At 66.2% G+C, this 25,919-nt stretch carries 22 protein-coding genes and 1 pseudogene; 6 read left to right on the top strand and 17 right to left on the bottom strand.

Features of this window, described 5'->3' with window-relative positions:
• Nucleotides 1-67: 67 nt before the first annotated feature.
• The 3 genes and pseudogenes from ASD68_RS17200 to ASD68_RS03505 all read right to left on the bottom strand — a co-directional run bounded on the left by ASD68_RS17200 (nucleotide 68) and on the right by ASD68_RS03505 (nucleotide 2,953).
• Nucleotides 68-976 (bottom strand): annotated as a pseudogene (locus ASD68_RS17200) (urea transporter).
• A 244-nt stretch (nucleotides 977-1,220) separates the two neighbouring features.
• Nucleotides 1,221-1,466: a hypothetical protein gene (locus ASD68_RS03510; RefSeq protein WP_056603427.1), complete on the bottom strand. Its 246-nt coding sequence runs from the start codon at nucleotides 1,464-1,466 to the stop codon at nucleotides 1,221-1,223.
• Between the two features lie 275 nt (nucleotides 1,467-1,741).
• On the bottom strand, nucleotides 1,742-2,953 hold the full coding sequence (locus ASD68_RS03505; protein WP_056603424.1) for a bifunctional alpha/beta hydrolase/OsmC family protein: 1,212 nt from the start codon (nucleotides 2,951-2,953) through the stop codon (nucleotides 1,742-1,744).
• 228 nt (nucleotides 2,954-3,181) lie between these two features.
• Between ASD68_RS03505 and ASD68_RS03500 the strand changes: the two genes are divergently transcribed.
• Nucleotides 3,182-4,696 carry a catalase gene (locus ASD68_RS03500; RefSeq protein WP_056603421.1) on the top strand — a complete coding sequence of 505 codons (1,515 nt, stop codon included), beginning with the start codon at nucleotides 3,182-3,184 and terminating at the stop codon, nucleotides 4,694-4,696.
• A gap of 112 nt (nucleotides 4,697-4,808) precedes the next feature.
• On the opposite strand, the gene ASD68_RS17050 is transcribed toward ASD68_RS03500, so the two are convergent.
• Nucleotides 4,809-5,273: a hypothetical protein gene (locus ASD68_RS17050; protein WP_162247402.1), complete on the bottom strand. Its 465-nt coding sequence runs from the start codon at nucleotides 5,271-5,273 to the stop codon at nucleotides 4,809-4,811.
• A 114-nt stretch (nucleotides 5,274-5,387) separates the two neighbouring features.
• On the opposite strand from ASD68_RS17050, the gene ASD68_RS17045 reads away from it, so the two are divergent.
• Together ASD68_RS17045 and ASD68_RS03485 are read left to right on the top strand one after the other, a co-directional pair.
• Complete coding sequence (locus ASD68_RS17045) at nucleotides 5,388-5,807, top strand: CBS domain-containing protein (protein WP_056603414.1); 420 nt, start codon at nucleotides 5,388-5,390, stop codon at nucleotides 5,805-5,807.
• A gap of 136 nt (nucleotides 5,808-5,943) precedes the next feature.
• On the top strand, nucleotides 5,944-7,299 hold the full coding sequence (locus tag ASD68_RS03485) for a cation:proton antiporter (RefSeq protein WP_056603411.1): 1,356 nt from the start codon (nucleotides 5,944-5,946) through the stop codon (nucleotides 7,297-7,299).
• Between the two features lie 542 nt (nucleotides 7,300-7,841).
• On the opposite strand, the gene ASD68_RS03480 is transcribed toward ASD68_RS03485, so the two are convergent.
• From ASD68_RS03480 to prfB, 11 genes are all read right to left on the bottom strand, one after another.
• On the bottom strand, nucleotides 7,842-8,546 hold the full coding sequence (locus tag ASD68_RS03480) for a glutathione S-transferase N-terminal domain-containing protein (protein ID WP_056603408.1): 705 nt from the start codon (nucleotides 8,544-8,546) through the stop codon (nucleotides 7,842-7,844).
• A 141-nt stretch (nucleotides 8,547-8,687) separates the two neighbouring features.
• Entirely contained in the window at nucleotides 8,688-8,948 is a 261-nt protein-coding gene (locus ASD68_RS16755; protein WP_156458321.1) for a hypothetical protein, read from the bottom strand.
• Nucleotides 8,949-9,125: 177 nt separating this feature from the next.
• A complete protein-coding gene (locus ASD68_RS03475; protein WP_056603405.1) occupies nucleotides 9,126-11,471 on the bottom strand; it encodes a heavy metal translocating P-type ATPase in 2,346 nt (781 codons plus the stop codon).
• Nucleotides 11,468-11,893 (bottom strand): MerR family transcriptional regulator, encoded by a 426-nt coding sequence (locus tag ASD68_RS03470; RefSeq protein ID WP_056078875.1) that lies wholly within the window; start codon nucleotides 11,891-11,893, stop codon nucleotides 11,468-11,470. The genes ASD68_RS03475 and ASD68_RS03470 overlap by 4 nt, the downstream gene beginning before the upstream one ends.
• 361 nt (nucleotides 11,894-12,254) lie before the next feature.
• Nucleotides 12,255-13,244: a cell division protein ZipA gene (gene zipA / locus ASD68_RS03465; protein WP_056603402.1), complete on the bottom strand. Its 990-nt coding sequence runs from the start codon at nucleotides 13,242-13,244 to the stop codon at nucleotides 12,255-12,257.
• 12 nt (nucleotides 13,245-13,256) lie between these two features.
• Entirely contained in the window at nucleotides 13,257-16,757 is a 3,501-nt protein-coding gene (smc, locus tag ASD68_RS03460; RefSeq protein WP_056603398.1) for a chromosome segregation protein SMC, read from the bottom strand.
• 128 nt (nucleotides 16,758-16,885) lie between these two features.
• The gene (locus ASD68_RS03455) at nucleotides 16,886-17,146 is read right to left on the bottom strand and encodes a BolA family protein (protein WP_056603395.1); all 261 of its coding nucleotides are present in this window, start codon (nucleotides 17,144-17,146) and stop codon (nucleotides 16,886-16,888) included.
• Nucleotides 17,143-17,448 (bottom strand): YciI family protein, encoded by a 306-nt coding sequence (locus tag ASD68_RS03450; protein WP_007080751.1) that lies wholly within the window; start codon nucleotides 17,446-17,448, stop codon nucleotides 17,143-17,145. The genes ASD68_RS03455 and ASD68_RS03450 overlap by 4 nt, the downstream gene beginning before the upstream one ends.
• Nucleotides 17,449-17,577: 129 nt before the next feature.
• Nucleotides 17,578-19,125, bottom strand: a complete 1,548-nt coding sequence (lysS, locus tag ASD68_RS03445; RefSeq protein ID WP_156458320.1) for a lysine--tRNA ligase — start codon at nucleotides 19,123-19,125, stop codon at nucleotides 17,578-17,580.
• A gap of 84 nt (nucleotides 19,126-19,209) precedes the next feature.
• The gene (locus ASD68_RS03440) at nucleotides 19,210-19,536 is read right to left on the bottom strand and encodes a hypothetical protein (protein ID WP_056603392.1); all 327 of its coding nucleotides are present in this window, start codon (nucleotides 19,534-19,536) and stop codon (nucleotides 19,210-19,212) included.
• Between the two features lie 47 nt (nucleotides 19,537-19,583).
• Nucleotides 19,584-20,709 (bottom strand): peptide chain release factor 2 gene (prfB, locus tag ASD68_RS03435; RefSeq protein ID WP_156458319.1). Its coding sequence is split into 2 segments (ribosomal slippage): nucleotides 19,584-20,633 and nucleotides 20,635-20,709, totalling 1,125 coding nucleotides; the frame shifts between segments, so codons are not numbered across the junction.
• A 106-nt stretch (nucleotides 20,710-20,815) separates the two neighbouring features.
• Between prfB and ASD68_RS03430 the strand changes: the two genes are divergently transcribed.
• Together ASD68_RS03430 and chrA are read left to right on the top strand one after the other, a co-directional pair.
• Nucleotides 20,816-22,297, top strand: coding sequence for a multicopper oxidase domain-containing protein (locus ASD68_RS03430; protein WP_056605110.1), 1,482 nt, complete (start codon nucleotides 20,816-20,818; stop codon nucleotides 22,295-22,297).
• Complete coding sequence (chrA, locus tag ASD68_RS03425; RefSeq protein WP_056603389.1) at nucleotides 22,294-23,493, top strand: chromate efflux transporter; 1,200 nt, start codon at nucleotides 22,294-22,296, stop codon at nucleotides 23,491-23,493. The genes ASD68_RS03430 and chrA overlap by 4 nt, the downstream gene beginning before the upstream one ends.
• A gap of 4 nt (nucleotides 23,494-23,497) precedes the next feature.
• On the opposite strand, the gene asnB is transcribed toward chrA, so the two are convergent.
• A complete protein-coding gene (gene asnB, locus ASD68_RS03420; protein WP_056603386.1) occupies nucleotides 23,498-25,180 on the bottom strand; it encodes an asparagine synthase B in 1,683 nt (560 codons plus the stop codon).
• Here asnB and ASD68_RS16750 point away from each other — a divergent pair.
• Nucleotides 25,179-25,439: a hypothetical protein gene (locus ASD68_RS16750; protein WP_156458318.1), complete on the top strand. Its 261-nt coding sequence runs from the start codon at nucleotides 25,179-25,181 to the stop codon at nucleotides 25,437-25,439. The two genes, asnB and ASD68_RS16750, sit on opposite strands and share 2 nt — an antisense overlap.
• Nucleotides 25,440-25,479: 40 nt before the next feature.
• Here ASD68_RS16750 and ASD68_RS03415 read toward each other — a convergent pair whose 3' ends face one another.
• Nucleotides 25,480-25,854, bottom strand: a complete 375-nt coding sequence (locus tag ASD68_RS03415; RefSeq protein ID WP_056603383.1) for an STAS/SEC14 domain-containing protein — start codon at nucleotides 25,852-25,854, stop codon at nucleotides 25,480-25,482.
• Nucleotides 25,855-25,919: the final 65 nt, after the last annotated feature.

Genomic DNA, 25,919 nt, shown 5'->3' with positions numbered 1-25,919 from the left:
TGCATGATTTAGTTGCCTCCGTCCTTTTTACCGGACGTTTTTATCAGACATCCCTGACACGGCAACATCACGCATCCCCCGCCAGCCGCAGCCCCGGAAACATCGGGCCGGCGAGGACGAACAGCCACACTACCAGCACGAATGGCAGCGTCAGCGCGGGCATGCCCAGCGGTTCCAGCGCAGCGGAGACGGCGGCGAACACGATCGCCGTGGCGATGGCGGCCAGCAAAGTGTAGGCGGCCGAGGCCTTGTCCAGCACGAAGAACACGCCGCCCAGCGCGATCGCGGTCAGCACGCTGTTGAAACCGAACGCACCGGAGCGGATGGCCGGTTCGGCCGCACCCATGCCCCAGGCCACCAGCAGGCCGGTCAGGGAGCCCAGCAAGGCGATGATGAACACCCGGCGCGAACTGACCAGCAAGCCGATGGCGAACAGCACGCCGGTGATCACGCTGCCCTGGAAGAACACTTGGGCGATGCCGTTGAACACGCCTTCCACTACCGTCGAGGTGGTCACGATGCCCTCGACGATGGCTGCCGCCTTGGGCAAGCCCGCGGTGGGCAACACATGGGTCGATTGCAATCAGCCAAAGCGCGCGCACGCCAACAGGAAGCACAGCGCGGTAAAGACGAATGGCGCGGTGAGTACAGGCATCTTCCAGACGTCGAACAGGCGCAGCATCGCCGCCATCAGCACCGTGGTGCAGGCGGCGGCCAGGATCACGTAAGCCCAGGTCAGTGCATCCGGCTGCAGGAAATAGATCACGGCGATCGCCACCAGCGCACCGTTGAATCCGAACATGCCATCGCGCACCAGCGTCGGCTTCGCGCCGAGCAAGATGGCGGTGAGCGTGCTCACGACCGTGCCGACCAGCACCGCGCAGCCGAACAACAACGAGTTGTAGAAGATGCCGAGCAGGAACAGCAGGCCGGTGTAGCTGTTGTTCTGCAGCATGACGTGGCCGATGCCGCGCATGACGGTGTCGAGGAAACGCAGCAGGTTCTGCATCGGCTGCTGGCCGTCCAGCACCAGGCCGGTCGAGGAAAGCCGTACGGGCATGGAGGAAGGTCCGTGGATGGGATGTCACATCCTAAAGCGGATACCCACCAACCGCCCCTTCCGTCGCAGCTCCGCGCGGTACCGCCCTACCCCAAACCCGAAACCCCTTGCCCGTTACACGCGGCGACTCCAGCGAGCCGGCGCGTTCGAGGACAAAGACCTAAGCCGCGGCCACGTCGTCGGATTCGGCATTGGGGTGCGCGTAGTGTCCCAGGCGGGTCGTGACTTCCGGGCTGACCAGATCAACGGAAGCGGTCAAGCCGGTCAGCCAGTGATGATCCCGTGCCAGCTTGCGGGCCTCGGTGATGGCTCGCGCCAGGGTGAGGCGATTCATCACGCAGACCTGCCCGCGATGGATGCGCCACATGCCAGCCTCATCTTCCCGGATCGCGAACAGGACGGTCATCGACAGGTGCCTCGGTTTGAGTCGAAAGAATGCCTCGGTCAACGGATGCCGTGGATCGCAGGCCTGTCGCCAAAACTGCAGGACAGACGCAAGAGTGCACCAACGGCAAAAGGGTCGATGTCAGCCTTCCCTGACAGAGTTGTCAGGTAGCTCTGCGCCAACCTGTGCGTTCCAGGAACTGACGCACACAGTGCATACGTATGCACCTACAGCCCCTGGTGGCCCGATCGGCGGGCACGCCCCTCACCTGCGCCTGCCGTTGATGCCCGGATACCTCAGCCCGGCAACAGCTCGTCGTGGATATGCAGGCTGCCGGTCAGCGTGCGGTGGACCGGGCATCTTTCGGCGACGGCGAGCAGGCGGTCGCGCTGTGCGGAGGTGAGGTTGCCGGACAGTTTCAGGCGGCGGTAGATGGCCTGCACGCGCGCATCGTCCTGCTCGCAGTGATCGCAGTCCTTGGCGTGGTTGCGTTGATGCGAAAGCGTCACCTCGACCTCGTCCAGCGGGATCGATTCGCGGCCGGCCACCATCCGCAGGGTCATCGCGGTGCAGGCGCCGAGTGAGGCCAGCAGCAGATCGTAAGGTGTGGGGCCGGCGTCGTCACCGCCGACTTCGCGCGGTTCGTCCGCGATCAACTGGTGATGGCGCGCATCGATCGCCACGGCAAGTCCGGAGGCGTTGTTGGCGACGCGTACCGTGCCGGGTTCGAGTGCCTCCGCAGCCGGCACCGTTTCGAGGAAGCGGTCGGCCCAGCAGGCGATCATGCGCGCCGCGTAGCGTGCGTCGGCCTCTTTCGACAGCAGGTGGCCGGCCTGATCGAGGCTGAGGAAGGTCTTGGGGTGGCGGGCTGCTTCGAACAACCGGCGCGCGTGGTCGATGCCGACCACGGTATCGCCCGGCGCGTGGGCGATCAGGATGGGGTGATGCAATTGCTTCACGGCGGCGAGCACGTCGGCTTCGCGCGCCGAACGCACGAAAGCGGCGCTCAACGGAAAGCGGCGGCCGGCAATGGACACTTCGCCGCTGCCCTGTGCCTCGATCGCCTGCAGGTCGCCGTCGATGCTGTCCAGCACATGGCTGACATCGGACGGCGCGCCGATGGTGGCCACCGCGCGCGCCGATGGAATGCGCGCGGCCGCCGCAAGTACGGCCGCGCCACCCAGGCTGTGGCCGATCAGCAACTGCGGCGCACCGATAGTGGCGGCCAGGTGCTCGGCCGCGTCGACCAGGTCATCCACGTCACCGGGAAAACCCACACTGGCGAAATCGCCCTCGCTCGATCCCAGCCCGGTGAAGTCGAAGCGCAAGGTGGCAATGCCGAGACGTGCCAGCTCATCGGTGATCCTGACCGCAGCCAGGCTGGCGCGGGTGCAGGTGAAGCAGTGCGCGAACAACGCCACCGCGCGAACCGGCCCCACCGGCTGCACCACGGTGCCGCTCAGCACGTGCCCGGAACGGGTGGTAAAGCTGCTTTCGGTGCGGGACATGGGCGATCTCCTGGGGTTGAGGGAAGGCCGGCAAACCGCTGCGCCGTTTCGGCAGGGGCAACCTGCCCTGGTTGTGCGCCATGGCTTGCGCGCCAGCCATCATCCTAACGTGCAATGGCCGCCTCACACGGCTTCTGGTGTGATGGCGTCTGCGGCACGAAGGTCTGATGACACAACCCGAACGATCGGGCGAGCACACTGGCAAGCCCACTGACCCAGGAGCGACTCATGAGCAGTTCCAGCAACCCGCCCCGGAATGATTCGTCCGCCGCCGGCTCGACCACCGGCACGGGCACACCCGCGATCAGTGATCGCAACTCGCTGACCCTGGGGCCCAACGGCCCCATCCTGCTGCATGACGTGCACCTGCTGGAGCAGCTGGCCCACTTCAACCGCGAGAAGGTTCCCGAACGGCAACCGCATGCCAAGGGTGCGGGCGCGTTCGGCGTGCTGGAAATCACCGAGGATGTCTCGCGCTACACCCGCGCGGCGCTGTTCCGGAAAGGTGCGCAGACCGACATGCTGGCGCGCTTCTCCACTGTGGCCGGCGAATCGGGCAGCCCGGATACCTGGCGCGACGTGCGCGGCTTCTCGCTGAAGTTCTATACCGACGAGGGCAACTACGACCTGGTCGGCAACAACACGCCGGTATTCTTCCTGCGCGACCCGATCAAGTTTCCGCATTTCATCCGCAGCCAGAAGCGGCTGCCGGATTCCGGCCTGCGCGACAACCACATGCAGTGGGATTTCTGGACGTCCAACCCGGAAACCGCGCATCAGGTCACCTACGTCATGGGCGAACGCGGCCTGCCGCGCACATGGCGGCACATGAACGGTTACGGCTCGCACACGTACATGTGGATCAACGCCGCGGGCGAGAAGTTTTGGGTGAAGTACCACTTCCACACGCGCCAGGGCATGGCGTTTTTCAACAATGCCGAAGCCGCCGCGATGGCCGGAGCGGACTCGGATTTCCACCGCCGCGACCTGTTCGAAGCCATCGCCCGCGGCGAGCACCCCGCGTGGGATCTCTCGGTGCAGGTGATGCCGTATGCCGAGGCAAAAAACTACCGCTTCAACCCGTTCGACCTGACCAAGGTATGGCCGCACAAGGATTACCCGCTGATCAAGGTCGGCACGATGACGTTGAACCGCAACCCGGAAAACTTTTTCGCGCAGATCGAGCAGGCGGCGTTCTCCCCCGGCAACACGGTGCCAGGCATCGGCTTGTCGCCGGACAAGATGCTGCTGGGCCGCGCGTTTGCCTACGCCGACGCGCAGCGCAACCGCATCGGCACCAACTTCCACCAACTGCCGGTAAACCAGCCCAAGGTGCCGGTGAACACCTATATGTTCGACGGCCAGATGGCGTATCAGCACCAGGGCAACGCGCCGGTGTACGCACCCAACAGCGGTGGCCACAGCTGGTCCGACCAGATCGGCCCGGTGGCCGATGGCTGGGAGGTCGATGGCGAGATGACCCGCAGCGCCTACACCTTGCATGCGGAAGACGATGACTTCGGCCAGGCAGGCACGATGGTTCGCGATGTGTGGAATGACGCCCAACGCACGCAGTTCGTGGAACAGGTGGCCGGCAGCCTGCTAGCCGGCGTGCGCAGCCCCGTGCTGGAGCGCGCGTTCGATTACTGGAAACACGTCGACAGCGACATCGGCCAGCGGATCGAAGCCCGGGTGAAGGCCGGCAGCGCACCGGAGCCGGTCCAGGGCATGGGCGACGGCTGACGTAGCCCTTCGCAGCACGACGACCGCCGGGCGTGGACCTGGCGGTCGTCCGCGCGGTGCTTCATGGCTGTGGCCTGGATGCGTGGCCGCAAGAAGGCCGTGACATCCTCGATCAGCGTTTGCGTGCGCCCCCGACGGCGTCGATTTCGTCAGGCCCGGAGGGAATGCCGACGCGATCTTCGTTGGCGCCCTCGTTCTCACCGCTCCCACCTGGCGCGTTACCGGCGTGGCCGGGCTGGCTACCGAGATGCGGTTGGCTACCTCGTTGGCTGGGCGTGCTGGTCGCTTCGCCGCTGGCGATGCCGCCGGTGCCCTGTTGTCCATCGCCCGAACTCTGCCTGCCTGCCAATTCCTGCGCGCTCGCCTGCTTGCCGTCTGACGGGCTTGATGGCTTTGGCATGTCGACGTCGGTGCGCGCGCTGGCACCTTCGTCACGATGATTGGTGCGCGGATGCCCGTGTTCGTTGTCACCCATGGTGGTCGCTCCGGTTCGGTGAGCCGAAAGCATCCGCTCCAGCACGTCAGCGCGATGAGAACGCAGCGACACATCCCGGGCGAGCAGCACCTCGTTGATCATCGGCCGGTTGCTTTGACACTTCGCACACCTTTTGTTGAACGGGCCCCGTGCAGTCTCGCCAGACACGACGCGGTCGATCGATCCGCGCCTTTTGCGAAGCAGCCAGGAGAAAGCATGAACGTTCAGAGCATCATGACGCCGCGTCCGCGCGTGTGTTCCGCCGACGCCCCGCTGGCCCATGCCGCCCGGCTGATGCTGGAACAGGATGTGGGCGAGATCCCTGTCACCGACGGCGAGATGCGCCCGATCGGTGTGATCACCGACCGCGACATCGTGCTGCGCTGCGTGGCCGTAGGCGGCAATGCGCAGAACGATACGGTCGACAGCTGCATGACCGCGCCGGCGCAGATGGTTCGCGACGATGCCACGCTGGATGAGTGTGCCCAGCTGATGGCCAGGCATCGCATTCGCCGGGTGCCCATCGTCGATGCGAATGGTGCGATTTGCGGCATCGTGGCACAGGCTGACCTGGAGGCAACCGACGCCCGCTCGTTGAAACAACAGGTGGCTGAACGCGTCTCGACCCCGCACTGACCCGCGAACTGCCGAGGTCAGCGGCCGCAAGCCGCCGATGGCCTGCCCGCGCGTCGGGCAGCAGAAGCCCTCGGCGGATGGCCTTTCGTGCTGACTGCCCGACGTGGTGCAGCACGCCAGCACGCAAGGATCCCCGATGGGCTTTACTGCATGGTCTGCGTTGATTGGCGGCTTGCTGTTGCTGATGTCCCTGGCTTCTGGCTGGATCCGTCGTTTGCCAGTGACGTCATTCAGCCTTTACCTGCTGGCGGGCGTTATCACCGGGCCATGGGTGCTTGATCTGCTGGACGTGGATTTCGCCGGCCATGCGGTGCTCACGGCACAGCTGACCGAAGTTGCGCTGGTGGTGTCACTCTTTCTGGCGGGTTTGAAGTTGCGGGTGGGCTTCAAGGGTGCCATGTGGCGCACGGCGGCGCGGCTGGCATTGCCGGCCATGGTGCTGACGGTTCTTGGCGTATGCGTGATGGCGCATTGCATGTTCGCCGTGCCGTGGCCGCTGGCGCTTCTGCTGGGCGCCATCGCCGCGCCTACGGATCCCGTGCTCGCCAGCATGGTGGCCGTGGACGACGCCCGCGACAGGGACGCCATGCGCCTGGCGTTGTCCGGCGAAGCGGGATTGAACGACGGCACCGCACTACCCTTCCTGATGCTGGCACTACTGTTGCTGGACGGTCCGCATTCCACAACGGATCTCGGCTCGTGGGCTTGGCGCGATTTCGGCTGGCCGCTGCTGGGTGGATTGGGCGTCGGTTTTGCACTGGGCTGGGCCATCGGCTTGCTTGGCGTGCGTTTGAAGTCCACCAGTCGGGACACCAGCCCCAGCGATTTTCTGGCGTTGGGGTTGATGGCGCTGGCCTACGCCGCCGCCCAGGCGTTGTCTGCGTCCAGCTTCCTGGCGGCCTTCGCAGCGGGGCTGGGATTGCGCCACGCCGAAATACGCGTGGTCGCGCAACATCCGCATCCACGCTTCGATCGCGACCGGGCGCCACGCGACCACCCACCTGCCGAGATGCTCATCAACCCCAACCGGGTGGGGCCGGACGAGATCAGCGAGCCGGCCACGTCTGCCGGCATGGTGATGTCGGATGCACTCTCCTTCGGCGCGACCCTGGAGCGGCTGATGGCCGCAGGGCTGGTCGTCTTGCTTGGCGCCGCTTTCGCCCGCTACTGGCATGCGCAAGGCGCGGTGTTGGCGCTGGTCCTGTTTGTCGGCGTGCGACCGCTGTCCGTTTACCTGGCCACCATCGGCAGCGGCCTGCCGCGGACACGTCGGTTGTTGATTGGCTGGCTTGGCGTGCGCGGTATTGGCAGCCTGAACTACCTGGCATTCGCACTCGCCCACGGAATCGAGGGCAAAGCCGCCGCCCTGGTGGCGGATTTCGCCATCACGATCGTCGTGCTCAGCATCATCGTCCATGGCATCTCCACACCACCGTTACTGGCATGGCGCCAACGGCGCATCGCCCGTGCGGCGTCAGGGACGAACGCCTGAGCCGCGATTGGCTGATGTAGCCGCCTGCTCGACGAAAAGGTCACGCGTTGTTACTGCCCGATGGGTTCTGCTCGCATGACGCCAACGGGTTACGCCGCACCAGCGCGCCGGCCTGCGGGCAGTCGGTGAACACTGCGCAATCTGGCCGACGCCCTGCTCCGCCCCAAAGGCCATGGGAATACCGCAGGCTCACCGGCACCACCATGACCATGACAAGGACACCTCGATGAACGCAAACGCCAACCACCAATGCGCCCACCCGGCTTGCCATTGCAGCGTCCCGCTCGGTGAGGCTTATTGCAGTGAACACTGCCGCAAGCGGGTCGAATCACCGGTGTCGGATCAGCCTGACGGCTGTCATTGCGGACACCCTGCCTGCGAGATGCCCGGCGGTGCGGACATGGCCGCCCCGACGTAGCATCCGCATCCCCAGTCCAGCCGCTGAGTTGAGCGGATGCACGACGGTGGTGGCACCACCATCCGTTTGACAACCCGTGACGCGGCCACTCAAGTGTCGACACTGCCCCGCCAACGGGTGTCCATCAGCCGCGGCTGGGAATCTTCAGGCCGCGCTGCACCGCGGGGCGTTCCAGCGCCCGATTGAGCCAGCGCCCCACGCTGGCAAACGCGTCGTAACCGACCAGCTCGCGCGCCTCGTAGAAGGTGATCAGGTTGTTGACCCAGCCCACGGTGGCGATGTCGGCAATGCTGTAATCGTCGCCCATGATCCAGTCACGGCCGTCCAGACGTCCATTCAACACACCGAGCAGGCGCCTGGACTCATCCACGTAACGCTGCAGCGGGCGCTTGTCGGCGTACTCCTTGCCGGCGAACTTGTTGAAGAAACCCACCTGGCCGAACATCGGGCCGATCGACGCCATCTGGAAGAACACCCACTGGATCGTGTGCCAGCGCTGGGCCGGGTCGGTGGAAATGAACTTGCCCGTCTTGTCGGCCAGATACATCAGGATGGCGCCGGACTCGAACAATGCCAGTGGCTCGCCGCGCGGGCCATCGGGGTCGATGATCGCGGGAATCTTGCCGTTGGGGTTCAGCGAAAGAAACTCCGGCGTGTGGCTTTCGTTGCGGGTGATGTCGACCAGGTGCGGCTCGTACGGCAGGCCTGTCTCCTCCAGCATGATCGACGCCTTGACGCCGTTGGGCGTGTTCAGCGAATACAGCTGGATCCGATCGGGATGTTGCGCCGGCCAGCGGCTGGCGATCGGGAAACGTGAAAGGTCTGACATGGTTGCTCCTGAGTGACAGCCCGCGAGCGTCCGCACCGCGAGCATGAAGATCCGATGATCCTAACGCCAACATGCAACCAGGCGAAGCGCGGTCCGCGCAGGCCTCGCTTCGCCGTGCAAATCCGTTGCGGAACGTGTGCCTTACGGGCCGGTTCGCGCCGTCGGCGGCTGGGTGTTATCCATGCCTGCGGTGGTCGCCGGCGGTGGATAGGTCGGGGCTGACGATGCGGTTGCCGGCGGCATCGGCGCCGGCGCGGGAGCCGCCGGTGTGGTCGGTGGATAAGCCGTAGTCGCGGTGCTGGGCACCGTGTCGGAGTTGTTCGCGGTCTCGTCGTGCTTGCCGCACGCCGACAGCGCCACCGTGGACGCAACGACCAACCCTGCAACGATCAATATTTTCATGGGAGTTCCTCGGTGCAAGAAGGTGCGAGCGCGGCAATCACGATAGTCACAGCTCACGTTCCACGGCAAAACCATGACACCGCGCCCGCGCCGCAGAACCTAATCCGCCCCTTGTTGCGCTCGCGACTGCACGACATGAAGACGCCTTCACGCGTTCAATACACGGGTATCCACCGATTACAACGCCGTTCGCCTCAACCGCAACGCGTTGCTCACCACCGATACCGAACTCAAGCTCATGGCCAGCGCCGCGAACATCGGTGACAACACGATACCGAACCATGGATACAGCACGCCCGCCGCCACGGGCACGCCGACGGCGTTGTAGATGAAGGCGAAAAACAGGTTCTGGTGGATATTGCGCACAGTGGCCTGCGACAGCGCCCGGGCCCGCACGATCGCACTCAGTTCGCCCTTCACCAGCGTGACGCCGGCACTCTCCATCGCCACGTCGGTGCCGCTACCCATGGCGATGCCGATGTCGGCCGCCGCCAGCGCGGGCGCGTCGTTGATGCCGTCACCAGCCATTGCCACGCGGCGACCCTCGGCACGCAATGCGTTCACCACTTCCGCCTTGCGGGCCGGCGAAACCTCGGCGTGAACCTCATCGATACCCAGCTCGCGCGCCACCTTCTGCGCGGTGGTGGCGCTGTCACCGGTCAGCATGACCAGATGCAAGCCGGCGGCGTGCAATGCATTGATTGCCGCTGGCGTGTCGGGCTTGATGCGATCGGCCACCGCCAGCAAGGCGGTGAGCTCGCCTTCGATGGCCAGAAACATCACGGTGGCGCCGACGGCACGCAGTGTCTCGGCGCGAACCATCGCGCGTTCGTCCACCGTGATGCGCAACTCGCTCATGAGTTTTGCGTTGCCGAGCGCAGCGGCATGACCGACCGCCGACAAGTCGGCCCCGGCGACCACGGCGCTGACGCCACGGCCGGTCAGCGAGCGGAAATCCGTGACCTTGAGCGCCGGCGCGTTCTCGCCGTCTGCCGCCGCCACGATCGCCCGCGCCAGCGGATGTTCGCTGGGACGCTCCAGCGCCGCTGCCATCGCCAACAGTTGTTCGCGCGACCGCCCCGCCAGACTCACCAGCTCGGTCAGCACGGGCTTGCCCAGGGTCAGGGTGCCGGTCTTGTCCACCACCAGCGTGTCGATATCGCGCAGGGTCTCGATGGCGCCGGCGTCCTTGAACAGCACGCCGTGCTGCGCACCGCGGCCGCTGGCCACCATGATCGAGATCGGCGTGGCGAGCCCCAGCGCGCAAGGGCACGCAATGATCAACACGGACACCGCCGCGATCAGCGCATGGGTCAATGCCGGCGCGGGCCCGAAGGCCGCCCAGGCGACAAACGCCAGCACCGCGACCGCCACCACCGCCGGTACAAACCACGCCGCCACGCGATCCGCCACGCGCTGCAACGGCGCCTTGCTGCGCTGCGCCTGCGCCACCAGCGTCACGATTTGCGCCAGCATGGTTTCGCTGCCGATCCGCTGCGCGCGCATCGTGAGCCCACCGTCCTGGTTGACAGTGCCGCCGACCAACGGATCGCCCGCTGCCTTGACCACCGGCATCGGCTCGCCGGTGAGCATGGATTCGTCGACGTGGCTTTCGCCCTCCAGCACCACGCCGTCCACCGGCACTTTCTCGCCAGGACGCACGCGCAGCACGTCGCCCACCTTGAGCACGTCCAGCGGCACGTCGCTTTCGCCGCCGTCGCTGGCAATCCGTCGCGCGCTTTTCGGCGCCAATCCCAGCAAGGCCTTCAACGCTGCCCCCGTGCGCCGCCGTGCACGCAGCTCCAGGAAATCGCCCAGGGTCACCAGGGTGACGATTACCGCCGCGGATTCGAAATACACCGCCACCCGGCCGTGCGCGTCGCGGAAACCGGCCGGAAACAGACCAGGCCACAGAAACGCCACCGCGCTGTAGATCCACGCCACGCCGGTACCCAGCGCGATCAGCGTGTACATGTTCGGCTGCCACGGCTTCAACGAATGCCACCCGCGCCGGAAGAACGGCGCCCCGCCCCACAGCACCACCACCGTCGCCAGCACGGCCTCGACCCAAGCCGCGATGCCACCCCACGGCGACGGCAGGTGCCAGCCGAACAGATGCGGCCCCATCGCCACGACAAACACGGGCAAGGTCAGCGCCAGCAGCGTCCAGAAACGCCGCGCCATGCCGTCCAGTTCGCCCGCGTCGTCTTCGTCCAGGCTCGGCATCATCGGCTCCAGCGCCATGCCGCACTTGGGGCATTCACCCGGGCCGACCTGCTGCACTTCCGGATGCATCGGACAGGTGTAGATCGTGCCCGCGGGCGCCGCCACGGGAGCCACTTTCTCTTCCAGATACGCCGACGGATCGGCCACGAACTTCTCGCGGCAACGGGCTGCGCAGAAGTAGTAAGTGTGGCCCTCGTGCTCGGCGTGGTGTTTGGCCGTCGCCGGGTCGACGGTCATGCCGCAGACCGGATCCTTCTCCGCAGCAGCCGCTGCGCCACCACAACACGACGCACTCATGCCTTCACCTCGTCATCAGCCAACGCACGCAGAATCGGGCAATCCTCCGGTTTGCCGTGCCCCGGACACGACGCCACCAGTTGCGCCAGGCCGTCGCGCACGCGCTGCAGCTCGACAATGCGTTGCTCGATCGCAGCCAACCGCTGCTGCGCCCGCCGCTTCACCGCTTTCACGCCCCGCTGGCGATCCGCCGACAACGCCAGCAGCTCGCGGATCTCCTCCAGCGTAAAACCCAAATCCTTGGCCCGCCGGATAAAGCGCAACTGCGCGATCGCGCCCTCGTCGTAACTGCGATACCCGGACGCCCGCCGCTGCGGCTCAGGCAACAGCCCTTCGCGCTCGTAATAACGGATCGTGTCGATCGCCACACCGACGCGCTTGGCGACGGCACCGATGGTCAGGGAAGCGGGTTGGATGTTCATGCCCACAGTCTAGACCATTGATCTAGGTCCAGGGTCAAGTGCGCGGGAGTTGCCTCTTCGACTCCGGCTTGCGGCCTACGCTCAGGGGGAACGCTGAGGTTGACGGTTTTGCTTTTGCTTCGTCCCGAGTGCGGTCAGGATGGGCCGCTGTGCGAGCGGCGGTGAGGCAGGGGCGACGAGGCTGTGACGCGGGCGAGTCCATGGGGGCTCGGCTGCCGTATGCAGACAGATGAAAGCTCTTGCTCCAAGGCTGCATTCGAGCGCAAAAGCGTAGCGACTGAAGTCGCTCCCGCAGATGTTCCGGAGGCGGGGGGCAAGAGCATCGCGCACAACGTGCGCTCCTACAGCGGGTTGTACGTGCTCAGCGGCCGAAGATGATTTCCTGGCCTTCGTGTTCGCGATCCCATCCGCGCAGTTCGTCGCGGATGTGGGCGACGCGCTGGCGGCCGAGTGCGTTGCGTTCCTCGTCCAGCACCTGGCCATCGAGCAGTTCGGCCAGTCGTTGTGCGGTGGGCAGCATGGCGTCCCACGCGTCGAGTGCGGAGAGCGGCGCCGGCAGGGTCATGAAGAAGCTCACGCCCAGGGTGCGCAGGTTGTCGAGTCGGGCCAGGTCGAAATTGCCCGGCTTCAGCATGTTGGCGACGCTGAAGATCGGCCCCAGCTCGCGCTTGCCGTCCACCAGGCGGTGATAGATGCCCATGTCGCCGTATTCGAGGCCGGCCTTTTCGGCGGCAACCACCAGGTCGGAGCCGTTGAAATGGCCGCCGTCGCGGGCCACCACGAACAGCGTCACGATACGCTCCACCGGGAACTGGGCCGGGCGCTTGCCCAACTCGGAGCGCGGTGGCGGTGCAGCGGCGGCTGGCGGCGGCACGGGTGCGCTGGCAACCGGCGCTGCGGGTGCGGGTGTGATGGAAGCTTCGACGACCGGCTCTGCTGCCGCGGCTTCGTCACGCGGGCTGGGTGCGCGCAGCACATCGACGATGGATGCCACGTGGTCGGCCAGTTTCGGCTGCGGTTTCGACACCGGCGGGGCGGAGTTGCGTTCGCCGGACAACGTGGCGCCCAGCCGTTCGAGCTCCTCGCGCAGGCCGATATCGAGTTCGCCCTGCTGCGCGCCCGAACCGCGCGGGCCGGAGATGTTGAACGCGGGATCGAAGGCGGCATCGTCGGCCAGGCTGGGCTCGCGCCGTTCGCCGGGATTCGGATGGCTGGACGCGCGACGCGCGCCGGGCTCCTTCTTCGGCTGGCCAAACAGCCAGATCAGCGCCAGCACGATCAGGCCCACGATCAGCATGGGAATGCCGACGGCGGGATTCCAGGCAAAGGCGAGCACGGGTTGCAGCGTCATCATGATGTGTCCTCAGGCGGCCCCCGCCAGTTTAGCTGCTTCCGCCAGATCGACCTGCACCAGGCGCGAAACGCCCGGCTCGCGCATGGTCACACCGCACAACTGCGATGCCGCTTCCATGGTGGCCTTGTTGTGGCTGATGAAGATGAACTGCACCTTCTCGCTCATCTCGCGCACCATCGAGGAGAAGCGGCCCACGTTGGCCTCGTCCAGCGGCGCGTCCACCTCGTCGAGCAGGCAGAACGGCGCGGGGTTCAGGCCGAAGATGGAGAACACCAGCGCCACCGCGGTGAGCGCCTTCTCGCCGCCGGAGAGCAGCGAGATGTTGGACGGCCGTTTGCCCGGCGGGCGCGCCATGATCGACACGCCGGTGTTGAGCAGGTCGTCGCCGGTGAGTTCCAGGTACGCGTGACCGCCGCCGAACAGGCGCGGGAACAGCTCCTGCACGCCGGCATTGACCTTGTCGAAGGTCTCCTTGAATCGCTGGCGGGTTTCGCGGTCAATCTTCTTGATCGCGCCCTCCAGCGTCTCCATCGCGCTGACCAGGTCGGCGAGCTGGTTGTCGAGGTAGGTCTTGCGCTCGCTCTGCTCGGCATGTTCCTGGATCGCCGCCAGGTTGACCGGCTCCAGCCGGGCAATCTTGTGGCCGATATCGGTGAGCTGCGCGCGCCACTGGTTGGCGTCGATATCCTCGGCCAGTTCGGCCAGCAAGGTTTCCAGCTCCAGGCCGGACTCGGCGATCGCCTGCGCCAGTTGTTCGGCGCGCAAGTGCAGCGCCTGCGCGGCGAGGCGCTTCTCGGACAGGCTTTCGCGCAACGCGGCCAGGCCTTGTTCGGCCAGGTGGCGTTGCTGCTCCAGTTGGCGGAACGCGATGTCGCATTCCTCCAGCGCGCGGCGGGCTTCCACCAATTGCTTGTCCACCAGCAGGCGCTGGTCGAGGTAGGTCTGACGCTCGGCCTCGAGTTCGGCGATCGGGTCGGAGCCGGCCGCCAGTTGCTCGTTGATCTGGTCGCGGCGCGATTCGATCTGGCGCAGTTGCGCATCCATGCGGCTCAGCGACTGATCCAGCGAGGCCAGCGATGAGCGCTTGGATTCCAGTGACAGGGCCAGCGAGTGCGACTGGTCGGCCGCTTCGCGCGCGTTCATGCGCGCTTCCTCGCGTGCTTCAAGCAGCGCCCGGCGTTCGTTTTCCAGTTCGCGCCGCTGGTCTTCCATGTCGCCCATCAGGCCCACCGATTCGTCCAGCCGGGCGCGGGCGTCGCGGGTCTGGCTTTGCAGCTCGTCGATCTGCGCTGCCAGGTCGTTCAGTTCGCCGCTGACCTTGTCGGCGCGGGCGCGGGCGGCTTCCAGCTTGCCGCGGTGGCTCTGCAGCTGGCCGGCCAATTCGGACTGGCGACGGTGCGCGTTGTACAGCTCGCGCTGGGCGTCGTCGCGGGCGCGCTCGGCTTCGAACTTGCGCGTGCGCAGGTCATCGAGCTGGCCGGCGGCTTCTTCCAGCTGGCCTTCCAGCAGCGCGATCTGCTCGGTGAGCAGGCGCAGGTCGCGCTCGCGCGCCAGCACGCCCACCTGGTTGCCCTGCGCGCGGCGCACGCGCGCCCATTGCGGCGCCAGCCAATCGCCGTCGCGGGTGATGATGGACTGCTGCGGTGCCAGCGCGCCCACACGGTTGCGCGCTTCGTCCAGGGTTTCGGCCGTCTGTACGTTGGACAGCAATTGCAGGGCCGCGGCGGGGCCGCGCACGCGGGCCGCCAGCGTGCCATTGGCGCCCTGCCCGCCGTCGACGGCATTGAGCAGCGCCAGGTCGGCTTCGCCCAGGCTGTCGAATTCGGAGACCAGGCCCAGCGGATCATCCACCAGCACGCCGTCCAGCAAGCCGGCCAGCACAGTTTCGACGGCCGATTCCCAGCCGTTGTCCACCTGCAGCGCGGCGCCCAGGCGGCGCGCCTTGTCCAGACCCAGCCGCGCCAGCCAGCCGCTGGCCGCGCTTTCTTCCTGGCCCAACGCGGCATTCTGCAGCGCTTCCAGCGAGGCGTGACGACCGCGGGCGGATTGCAGTTGCTGGCGCGCCTCGTTCAGGGCGGACTGCAGCTGGCGCTCTTCCTCCTGCACCTTTTCGTGGCTGGTCTTGTGCTGGTCGAGCAGGCTGCCCAGCGTTTCCACGCGTTCGCGCTGGGTGTCGTGCTCGGTATGCAGCTGTTCGCCGGCGGCGTCCAGCGCGGCCACGTCGGTGGCTTTCTGCTCGGTTTCCAGCGCCTCGCGACGACGCGACAGGTCGACCGCCTGGCGGTCGAGGTAATTGAGTTTGGTGCGCTCCACTTCGGCGGCGCGGTTGGATTCGCCGGCGCTGCGCGTATGGCTGTCCCAACGCTGCTGCCAGTCGCCCAGTTTCGCCTCGGTGCTGCGCTGGGCTTCGGCGGTTTCGTCCTGCATCTGCTGCAGCGCTTCGAGTTTTGGTTCGCCCTCGGCCAGCGCCATGCGCAGGGTTTCGATCTGTTCGCGGTCGGTGGCGATGTGGGCGGCCAGTTCGGCGTGTTCGCGCTCGGCCTCGCCCTGGGCGCGCTGCAGGCGCTCGGCGGTTTCGCGGTTGTGGTGCACCTGCTGCTCGACGCGGGCAATCTCGGCGCCGACCTTGTAGACGTCGGCCTGCACCGCGTTCAGATGCTCACTGGCATCGGTGTGACGCTCGCGCACGGTTTCCAGTTGCGCCTCGATCTCGCGCTGGCCGGCCAGCTGTTTCTCGATCTCGATCTCGGCGGCGGACAGGCCCGCGCCTTCGCCCTCGTGCTGGCTTTTCAGGCCGCGGTATTCCAGCGCGCGCAGCTCGGCTTCCTTGCGCGTCTGCTCTTCCTTCAGCGCCTTCCAGCGCTCGGCGGCACGGGCCTGGCGGTTCAGGTGTTCGAGCTGCTTGTCCACCTCGTCGCGTACGTCACGCACGCGGTCGAGGTTTTCGCGGGTGGCCTTGATGCGGCTTTCGGTTTCCTTGCGGCGCTCCTTGTATTTGGAGATGCCGGCCGCCTCCTCCAGATGCGTGCGCAACTCTTCCGGGTGCGCCTCGATGATCTGGCTGATCATGCCCTGCTCGATGATCGAGTAGCTGCGGGGGCCTAAGCCCGTGCCCAGGAACAGGTCGGTGATGTCGCGCCGGCGGCAGCGCGCGCCGTTGAGGTAGTACGACGACTGGCCGTCACGGGTGACCTGGCGCTTCACCGAGATCTCGGCGTACTGGCCGTATTCGCCCTGGATGGTGCCGTCGGCGTTGTCGAAGATCAGCTCGACCGTGGCCTGCCCCACCGGCTTGCGCGAGTTGGAGCCGGAGAAGATCACGTCGGTCAGCGAATCGCCGCGCAGGCGGCTGGCCGCGCTTTCGCCCATCACCCAGCGGATCGCGTCGATGATGTTGGATTTGCCGCAGCCGTTGGGGCCGACCACGCCGATCATGTTGCTGGGCAGGTGCAGGGTGGTCGGGTCCACGAAGGACTTGAAACCGGCGAGTTTGATGGTGCTCAGGCGCATGCGGTCATCGGTGGATCATCGGGTGGTGCCCATGCAGCGGGCGACAGGGCACTGTGCCAAACGGTGGCCGTGGCCGCAATGCATTCCGGCGTGCCAAGTAGCTTCAAGTATAGCTTCTATGTATTTGTTTATTCTGTCTTTGCATCGATCGACAGCGCATGAATGCCGTTGTCCATCAGCCCTTCAAGCGCCGCATAGATCATCCGGTGACGCTTCAACGGCAGTTGGCCGGCAAACGCGGCACTGACGATCCGCACATGGAAATGGCCCTTGCCCTCGCCCGCGTGGCCGGCGTGCTTGTGGCCCTCGTCGATGATTTCCAGCGCCGTCGGTGCAAAGGCCGCCTCCAGCCGCGCTCGGATCTGCGCCATGACCGGCGACCCGTTCATGCTGCCGGCAGCGCCTTGAGGAACGGCTTGACCGAGGTTTCCCGATAGACACCGGCAGCGATGTACGGATCAGCGCCCGCCCATTCCTGTGCCTGCGCCAGCGAGGCGAACTCGGCCACGATCAGGCTGCCACTGAAACCGGCCGGGCCCGGCTCGGGCGAATCTATGGCGGGAAATGGGCCGGCCAGCAGCAAGCGGCCTTCGTCCTGCAACTGCTTCAACCGGGCGATATGGGCCGGGCGCGCAGACTTGCGTCCCGCCAGTGATTCGGGATTGTCAGTGCCGACGATGGCGTACCACATGGCGAACTCCAGTTGAGGTTGATGAGGTTGAGGCCGCTCCGCGTAGGAGCCCACCCTGTGGGCGATGCTTTTCGTCACGCTTGAATTAAAAGCATCGCCCACAGGGTGGGCTCCTACGCGCGCGCGATGTCAGGCCTCGGGGCGCATATAGGGGAACAGCAGCACGTCGCGGATCGAGGCCGAATCGGTCAGCAGCATCACCAGCCGATCGATGCCGATGCCCAGGCCGCCGGTGGGCGGCAGGCCGACTTCCAGCGCGCGGATGTAGTCGGCATCGAAGTGCATGGCTTCGTCGTCGCCGGCGTCCTTGGCGTCGACCTGGGCCTGGAAACGGGCGGCCTGGTCTTCCGGGTCGTTCAACTCGGAAAAACCATTCGCCAGCTCCTTGCCGTTGACGAACAGCTCGAAGCGATCGGTGATGCCCTTGTCGGTGTCGCTCTCACGCGCCAGCGGTGACACCTCGACCGGGTGGTCGGTGATGAAGGTGGGCTGGATCAGGGTGTGCTCGACGGTCTTCTCGAAGATTTCCAGCAGCAGTTTGCCCCAGCCGTAACCAGGCTTGACCTGCACGCCGACGCGCTTCGCGTGCGCGGCCATCGCCTCGCGGTCGCGCAGCTCCTCGCGCTTGATCCCGGGGTTGAGTTCCAGCACCGCGTCTTCCATGCGCCAGCGGCGGAAGGCTGGGCCGACGTCGATGTCGGCGCCGTCCCAGGTCAGTGCGGTGGTGCCCAGCACGCTCTGCGCGATGTCGCGGATCAGGCCTTCGGTGAGGTCCATGATCTCGTGGTACGTAGCGTAGGCCTGGTACAGCTCCAGCATGGTGAACTCGGGGTTGTGCCGGGTCGACACGCCCTCGTTGCGGAAGTTGCGGTTGATCTCGTAGACGCGATCGAAGCCGCCGACGACGAGGCGCTTCAGGTAAAGCTCCGGCGCCACGCGCAGGTACAGCTCCAGATCCAGCGCGTTGTGATGCGTGGTGAACGGCCGCGCGGTGGCGCCGCCGGGGATCATGTGCATCATCGGCGTTTCCACTTCCATGAAGCGGCGCGTGGGCGCTTCCAGCCACTGGCGCATGCTGCCGATGATCTTCGAGCGCAGGATGAAGGTGCGGCGCGCTTCCTCGGTGACGATCAGGTCGACGTAGCGCTGGCGGTAGCGCTGCTCCACGTCGGCCAAGCCGTGGAACTTGTCCGGCAGCGGACGCAGGCTCTTGGTCAGCAGGCGCAGCTGATCCACCCGCACGGAAAGCTCGCCGGTCTTGGTGCGCATCAGCAGGCCTTCGGCGCCCACGATATCGCCCACGTCCCAACCCTTGAACGCTTCGTAGGCCTCGCCCAGCGTGCCCTGGTGCACGAACAACTGGATGCGGCCGGTCTGGTCCTGCATCTGCACGAAGCTGACCTTGCCCTGCCCGCGCTTGAGCAGGATGCGTCCGGCCACCTTCACCCGTCGCGCGAGGGCGTCGATCACTTCGGCCGTATGGACGTCCTTGTCGGCGTATTCGGCCTGCAGGTCGCCGGCAAAGCTGTCCACCCGGAAATCGTTGGGGAACGCGATGCCCTGCGCGCGCAACGCCTTCAATTTATCGCGACGCTCGGCGATAAGCCTGTTTTCGTCAGGCCTGCTTTCGTCAGGCTTGCTGTCGTCGGTGATCGGGGTGTCGGTCGATGCGCTCATGGAAACTCTGTTGCTCCGGGCAGCCGCCGCGATGGGCGCGTGGCTGGTTGTCGATGACTGTTGTCGAATGACGGCTCGCGCGCGTCAGTCGCCCTTGCTGAAAACCTTTTTGACCGCATGCGTGGTGGCGTTCCAGCCGTCGCGCGCACCGTGCCCCACGGCCACGCCCGCGTCCCGGGCGCCGTGACCGATGCCCACGCCGGCGTCCTTCGCACCGTGACCGATTTTCTTGCCCACGCGAGCGCTGGCGTGACCCACGTCGCGGGCGCCGTCGGCGATGCCGTGGCCGGCCGATTTCGCGCCCTGCTTGACGCTCTGGCCGAAGCTTTCCTGGCCCGCGTGGGCGGTCATGCCGAACATGGCAAGGCCGGCGCACATCGCCAGCAGGATGCCGTTCTTCTTGCGGTTCATGGCTTCACTCCCATTCGGGCAAATACAGGGAACCCGGACGTAGGCACTCAGGCGTCACTGCGCTTGGAGCCGGCTTCGAGGCCCGACTTCAAACTCGCTTCGATGAATTCGTCCAGGTCGCCGTCCAGCACTTTCTGCGTATCGGTGCGTTCGATGCCGGTGCGCAGGTCCTTGATGCGGCTCTGGTCCAGCACGTAGTTGCGGATCTGACTGCCCCAGCCGATGTCCGACTTGGTCGCTTCCAGCGCATCCTTCTCGACATTGCGCTTCTGCACTTCCAGTTCGTACAGCTTCGCGGCCAGCATCTTCATCGCAGTATCGCGGTTGGCGTGCTGGCTGCGGCCGGTCTGGCAGGCGACCACGGTATTGGTGGGGATGTGCGTGATGCGCACGGCCGATTCGGTCTTGTTGACGTGCTGGCCGCCCGCGCCGGAGGAGCGATAGACGTCCGTTCGCAGGTCCGCCGGGTTGATGTCGATGTCGATGTCGTCATCGACTTCGGGCGACACGAACACCGAGGTGAAACTGGTATGGCGGCGGTTGTCCGAATCGAACGGCGACTTGCGCACCAGCCGGTGCACGCCGATCTCGGTCTTCAGCCAGCCGTAGGCGTAGTCGCCCTCGACGCGGAAGGTGGCGGACTTCACGCCAGCCACGTCGCCGCCGGAGACTTCCATCAGCTCGGTTTTCCAGCCGCGGTTTTCGCACCAGCGCAGGTACATGCGCAGCAGCATCTCGGCCCAGTCCTGCGCCTCGGTACCGCCGGCGCCGGCCTGGATATCGACGAACGCATTCATCGCATCCATCTTGCCGGAGAACATGCGCTGGAATTCCAGCTTGCCGACCTGGCTTTCAAGCCGCGCCAGATCGGTGATGACCGATTGCGCCGTCTCGTCGTCCTCGTCGGCGATGGCCATTTCCAGCAATTCACCAGCGTCGGTGAGCCCGGCGGTGAGCGTGTCGATGCCGTCGACGATGGTGTGCAGGCGGGCGCGCTCGCGGCCCAGTTCCTGCGCGCGGGCCGGGTCGTCCCACACGGTGGGGCTTTCCAGCTCGCGGGTTACTTCTTCCAGACGTTCGCTTTTTGTAGCGTAGTCAAAGATACCCCCTAAGCGACTCGACCCGGTCCCGGAGGTCCGCGATCTGCGCATGGATGGGATTGGTCTCGATCATCGTGAAATCTTGGTGGGAGGCAAGCACGCAAGAATACCAGAGGAGGCACCGCCCTCGCCGCCCTACGCACTACACTGGCCGCGCTTATCTCCGAATGGAGTCCGCCATGCCGATCGATCGCCGGGCGTTCCTGAAACTGGGTGGGTTGACCCTGGCCGGCGCCGCGTCCGGCCTGCTCCACGCCGGCGACGCGCTGGTGATACGGCCAGGCGAGCCGCATCGCCCCGCCGACCACACGCTGCGCATCGGCCGCAGCCTGGTGGAACTGGCGCCGGACCACATCGTTTCCACCCGCACCTACAACGGCCAGTTTCCCGGGCCGTTGTTGCGGCTGAAACAAGGTCGGCCGGTGGTGGTGGACGTCCACAACGACACCGACACACCCGAGCAACTGCACTGGCACGGGCAATTCCTGCCCGCCGCGCTGGATGGCGCGGCCGAGGAAGGCACGCCGTACATTCCGGCCCACGGCATGCGCCGGATTGCCTTCGTACCCGGTCCGGCGGGGCTGCGCTTCTATCACACGCATGTGCGCGCCGGTGCCGATCTCGACCTCGGCCAGTACAACGGCCTGGTCGGCCCCGTATACATCGAGCCGCCGCACGAGTCCGGCGCCTGGGACCGCGAGGTGTTCCTGACGCTGAAGGAGTTCGATCCGTTCTTCAGCAAGGGCGGCGACATGGCGATGGATTTCCTGCAGCCCGACGGGCGCGACCCGATCTTGCAGCAGCGCGGCGAAACAGCGATGAAGGCGTCGCTGGCCGGTGGCGCCGCGCACGGGTATGAGGTGGGCTACCAGTCGTTCTCGATCAACGGCCGCATGCTCGGCCATGGCGAGCCGATCCGCGTACGCGCCGGAGAGCGCGTGTTGCTGCACATCATCAACGGCAGCGCCACCGAGATCCGCAGCCTCGCCCTGCCCGGCCACGCGTTCACGGTGGTGGCGCTGGATGGCAATCCGGTGCCGCACCCGGCCACGGTGCCGGTGTTGTGGCTGGGCACCGCCGAACGCATTTCAGCCATCGTCGAGATGACGCATCCGGGCGTGTGGATACTCGGCGACCTCGCCGATGACGATCGCAACCGCGGCATGGGCATCGTGGTCGAGTACGCCGGCCACGGCGGCAAGCCGCAGTGGATCAAGCCGCCGCCGTTCCGGTGGGACTACCGCCGCTTCGCCTCGCCGGATGCGCCACCACCAGCCACTCCCGACGAGACCATCGAGCTGACATTCGCCAAGCGCAACGCGGCGCTCCATGGTTTCAACCAGTGGACCATCAACGGCCAGCCGTTCGACATGCGCGCGATGCAGCCGAGGTTCCGCCTGCAATACGGCAAGCGCTATCGGCTGCGCATGCACAACGCCAGCGACGACATCCACCCGATGCACCTGCACCGGCACAGCTTCGAGATCACCCGCATCGCCGGCCAGCGCGTCGCCGGCGTGGTCAAGGACGTGGTGATGCTGGGTGGCTACCAGAGCATGGATGTCGATTTCACCGCCGACCAGCCCGGGTTGTCGCTGCTCCACTGTCACATGCAATTACACATGGACTTCGGCTTCATGGCGCTGTTCGACTGCGCATGAGCGATGCATCCGCGCCGGCCGGCTCTGCCCGGGAAGTGCTGAGTGCGTTTCTCAGGCTGGGCATGACTTCGTTCGGCGGACCGATCGCCCACCTGGGCTATTTCCATCGCGAATTTGTCGAACGGCGACGCTGGCTGGATGACGAGCGTTTCGGCCAGATGCTGGCGTTGTGCCAGTTCCTGCCGGGGCCGGCGAGCAGCCAGCTGGGCTTTTCCATCGGCCTGCTGCGAGCCGGTGGCTGGGGCGGCGTTGCCGCCTTTGTCGGCTTCACGCTGCCCTCGGCCCTGCTGATGTTTGCCTTCGCCGCGCTGAGCGCGCATTGGTCCGGCGCGCCGGGCCAGGCGGCGATCCACGGCTTGAAACTGGTCGCCGTGGCAGTGGTCGCTCAAGGTTTGCTCGGCATGGCGCGCCGGCTCACGCCAGACTTGCCGCGCCTGCTGCTCGCCGTGTTCGCCGCCTTGCTGGTGACAGTCAGCGGCAACGCATGGATGCAATTGATCGTGATCGTGCTGGGCGCGCTGCTGGGCCCGTGGCTGTGCCGCTCGGTGACGGCGCATCCGGGTCAGCCGCTGACGCTGCGGCATGGACGGCGCAGCGGCATCATGCTGCTGGCCGTGTTCGCCACGCTGCTGCTTCTGTCGCTGTTGCCGTGGTCCGATGCGCCGGCGTGGGCCCGGATCACCGCCGGTTTCTATCGCACGGGCGCGCTGGTCTTCGGCGGCGGCCACGTGGTGCTGCCCCTGCTGAAACAGACCGTGGTCGATCCCGGCTGGCTCGATGGCAACAGCTTCCTCGCCGGCTACGGTGCCGCCCAGGCGGTACCCGGCCCGATGTTCAGCCTGGCGGCGTTTCTGGGCGAGCGCATCGGCATCGGGCACAGCGGCGCACTGGGCGCCGCCATCTGTCTGCTGGCGATCTTCCTGCCGGGGTTGCTGCTGGTTTCCGCGGCATTGCCGTTCTGGCAGGCGCTTGCCGCGCGCAACGACGCGGCGCGCGTGCTGGCCGGCGTCAACGCCGCCGTGGTCGGCCTGCTCGCCGCCGCGCTGTACAACCCGGTGTGGACCGGTGCCGTACAGCGCCCGCGGGACGCCGTCGTCGCGTTGAGTGCCTTCGCCCTGTTCGCCTGGGCCCGCTGGCCGGCACTCGCCATCGTGGGATGGTGCGTGACGGCCTCGTTGCTTGCGGCGCTGCTCTGACGACTCAGGACAGCGCTTTTTCGTGCACGCCCTTCACCGCACGACCGGACGGATCGGCGGCCGCGGCAAAGGACGGATCCCAGGCAATGGCTGCCGGCGACGAGCAGGCAATCGACTTGCCGCCCGGCACGGTGGCCGCGCAAGCCTCACTGGGATAGTGCTGCTCGAAGATGCGGCGGTAGAAATACGCTTCCTTGGTGGCCGGCGTGTTGAACGGATAGCGCGCGGCCGCGGCGGCGAATTCGCGATCGCTGACGGACTGCTCGGCGTGGTCCTTCAGGCCGTCGATCCAGCCGTAGCCCACGCCGTCGCTGAACTGCTCTTTCTGCCGCCACAGGATTTCCTTCGGCAGCGCACCGTCGAACGCCTCGCGCAATACGTGCTTCTCGATCTTGCCGTTGCCGGCCATCTTGTGCTTCGCGTCCAGGCCCATCGCGGTGTCGAGGAATTCCAGGTCCAGGAACGGCACGCGCGCCTCCACGCCCCAGGCCATCATCGACTTGTTGGCGCGCAGGCAGTCGTAGCTGTGCAAGGTGTCGAGCTTGCGCACGGTTTCCTCGTGGAACGCCTCGGCCGACGGCGCCTTGTGGAAGTACAGGTAACCGCCGAAGATCTCGTCCGAGCCCTCGCCCGACAGCACCATCTTCACGCCCATCGCCTTGATCCGGCGCGCCAGCAGGAACATCGGCGTGGCGGCACGGATGGTGGTGACGTCGTAGGTTTCGATGTGGCGGATCACCTCGGGAATCGCATCCAGGCCTTCGGCGAAGGTGTAGACGAAGCCGTGGTGCACGGTGCCCAGCGCGTCGGCGGCGATCTGCGCGGCAGCCAGGTCGGGCGAGCCTTCCAGGCCGATGGCGAACGAATGCAGCCGCGGCCACCAGGCCTCGCTGCGGTCGTTGTCCTCGATCCGCTCACGGGCGAAGCGCGCGGCGCAGGCGGCGACCAGCGACGAATCCAGGCCACCGGACAGCAGTACGCCGTAGGGTACGTCGGTCATCAGCTGGCGGTGCACCGCCTGCTCGAACGCCTCGCGCAAGGCTGCCGGGGTCAGGTCGTGGCCGCGGGTGTTGGCGTACTCGCGCCAATCCTTCTTGTAGTACTGACGCAGTTCGCCGACGGCGCTGTCGTATACGTGGCCGGGCGGGAATGGCGCCACGTCGGCGCACAACGTCGCCAATGCCTTCATCTCCGACGCCACGCACAAACGACCCTGCGCATCGTGACCCCAGTACAGCGGGCACACGCCGATGGGATCGCGCGCGATCACGTAGCGCTTCGCCGCGCCATCCCACAGCGCGAACGCGAAGATGCCGTTGAGCTTGTTGACGAAATCGCCGGCGGCATCGGTGGCAGCCTGCTCGCGGTACAGCGCGTTGATGACTTCGCAGTCGGAGCCGGTGGTGAAGTCGTAGCTGCTGGCGGCGCGCAATTCGCGGTGGTTGTAGATCTCGCCGTTGACCGCCAGCGCCAGCTCGCCGTCGCGCGAACGCAGCGGCTGGGCGCCGCTGGTCGGGTCGACGATGGCCAGCCGTTCGTGCACCAGGATCGCGCCTTCATCGACGAACACGCCGCTCCAGTCCGGACCACGGTGGCGCTGGCGCTGCGACAACTCCAGTGCCTGGCGGCGCAACGCACCCAGGTCGTCGCCCGGCTGCAGATCAAACATCCCGAAAATCGAACACATGCCACTACCCCTTCTTGTCAATGTGGTTGATGGTGTCGCCGGTTGCCCGGCAAGATTCTGTCGCACCCAAAAACAAAAAGGCCCGCACTGGGCGGGCCTTTTCGCGTATGGGATGAAACTTCAGCTACGCGCCGGCCCGCCAATGGTTGGCGTCATTATTCGCGCGATTATTATTGCGACCGACCAGCACACCAGGACGCGCCAGAGCGGCGGCGTCGATGAAAAAACTGGCGGGCTGAAAATGCATGCTGGTCAATAGAACAGATTGGACGTCCATACGCAAGTGCCGCGTTGCAACATCATCCCGGCAGCAATTCGGCGATCCAGCGTTTGGCCGTCTCCAGGTCCGCCAGCGAAAACAGGCGGAAATCGCCGGGCATCATGAAACCCATGGCATTGGCGGTGGCGCGCAGCCAGGTCACATCGGTCACCAGGGCCACCCGCTCCCAGCCGCTGAAATGGCGCGCGCCCATCTTCACGTCGTCCCACATGGCGCCGGGGTCGAACCCGGTGAAGTCCTCGTCGATCACGTACAGCAAGCGCAATTTGCGGTTGAGCGCGAACGCCGCCTCCACGTCGGGCACGACCACGCGCTCGTAGTCGTCGGCGGTGACCCGGCCGTGGGCGCGGAAACCCAGCGTGCCGGCGGGCAATCCTTCCATCTGCTTGATCATGGCGTTCTCCGGGCATGGGACGCCGCAAGCGTGAAACACCACCTGTGAAGAGCGGGCAATGGCTG

It is taken from the genome of Rhodanobacter sp. Root627 (genome assembly GCF_001427835.1).
Taxonomy (GTDB): domain Bacteria; phylum Pseudomonadota; class Gammaproteobacteria; order Xanthomonadales; family Rhodanobacteraceae; genus Rhodanobacter; species Rhodanobacter ginsenosidimutans.
The sequence above is the reverse complement of the archived record's forward strand: the minus strand, read 5'-3'. Positions and strand labels throughout refer to the sequence as shown.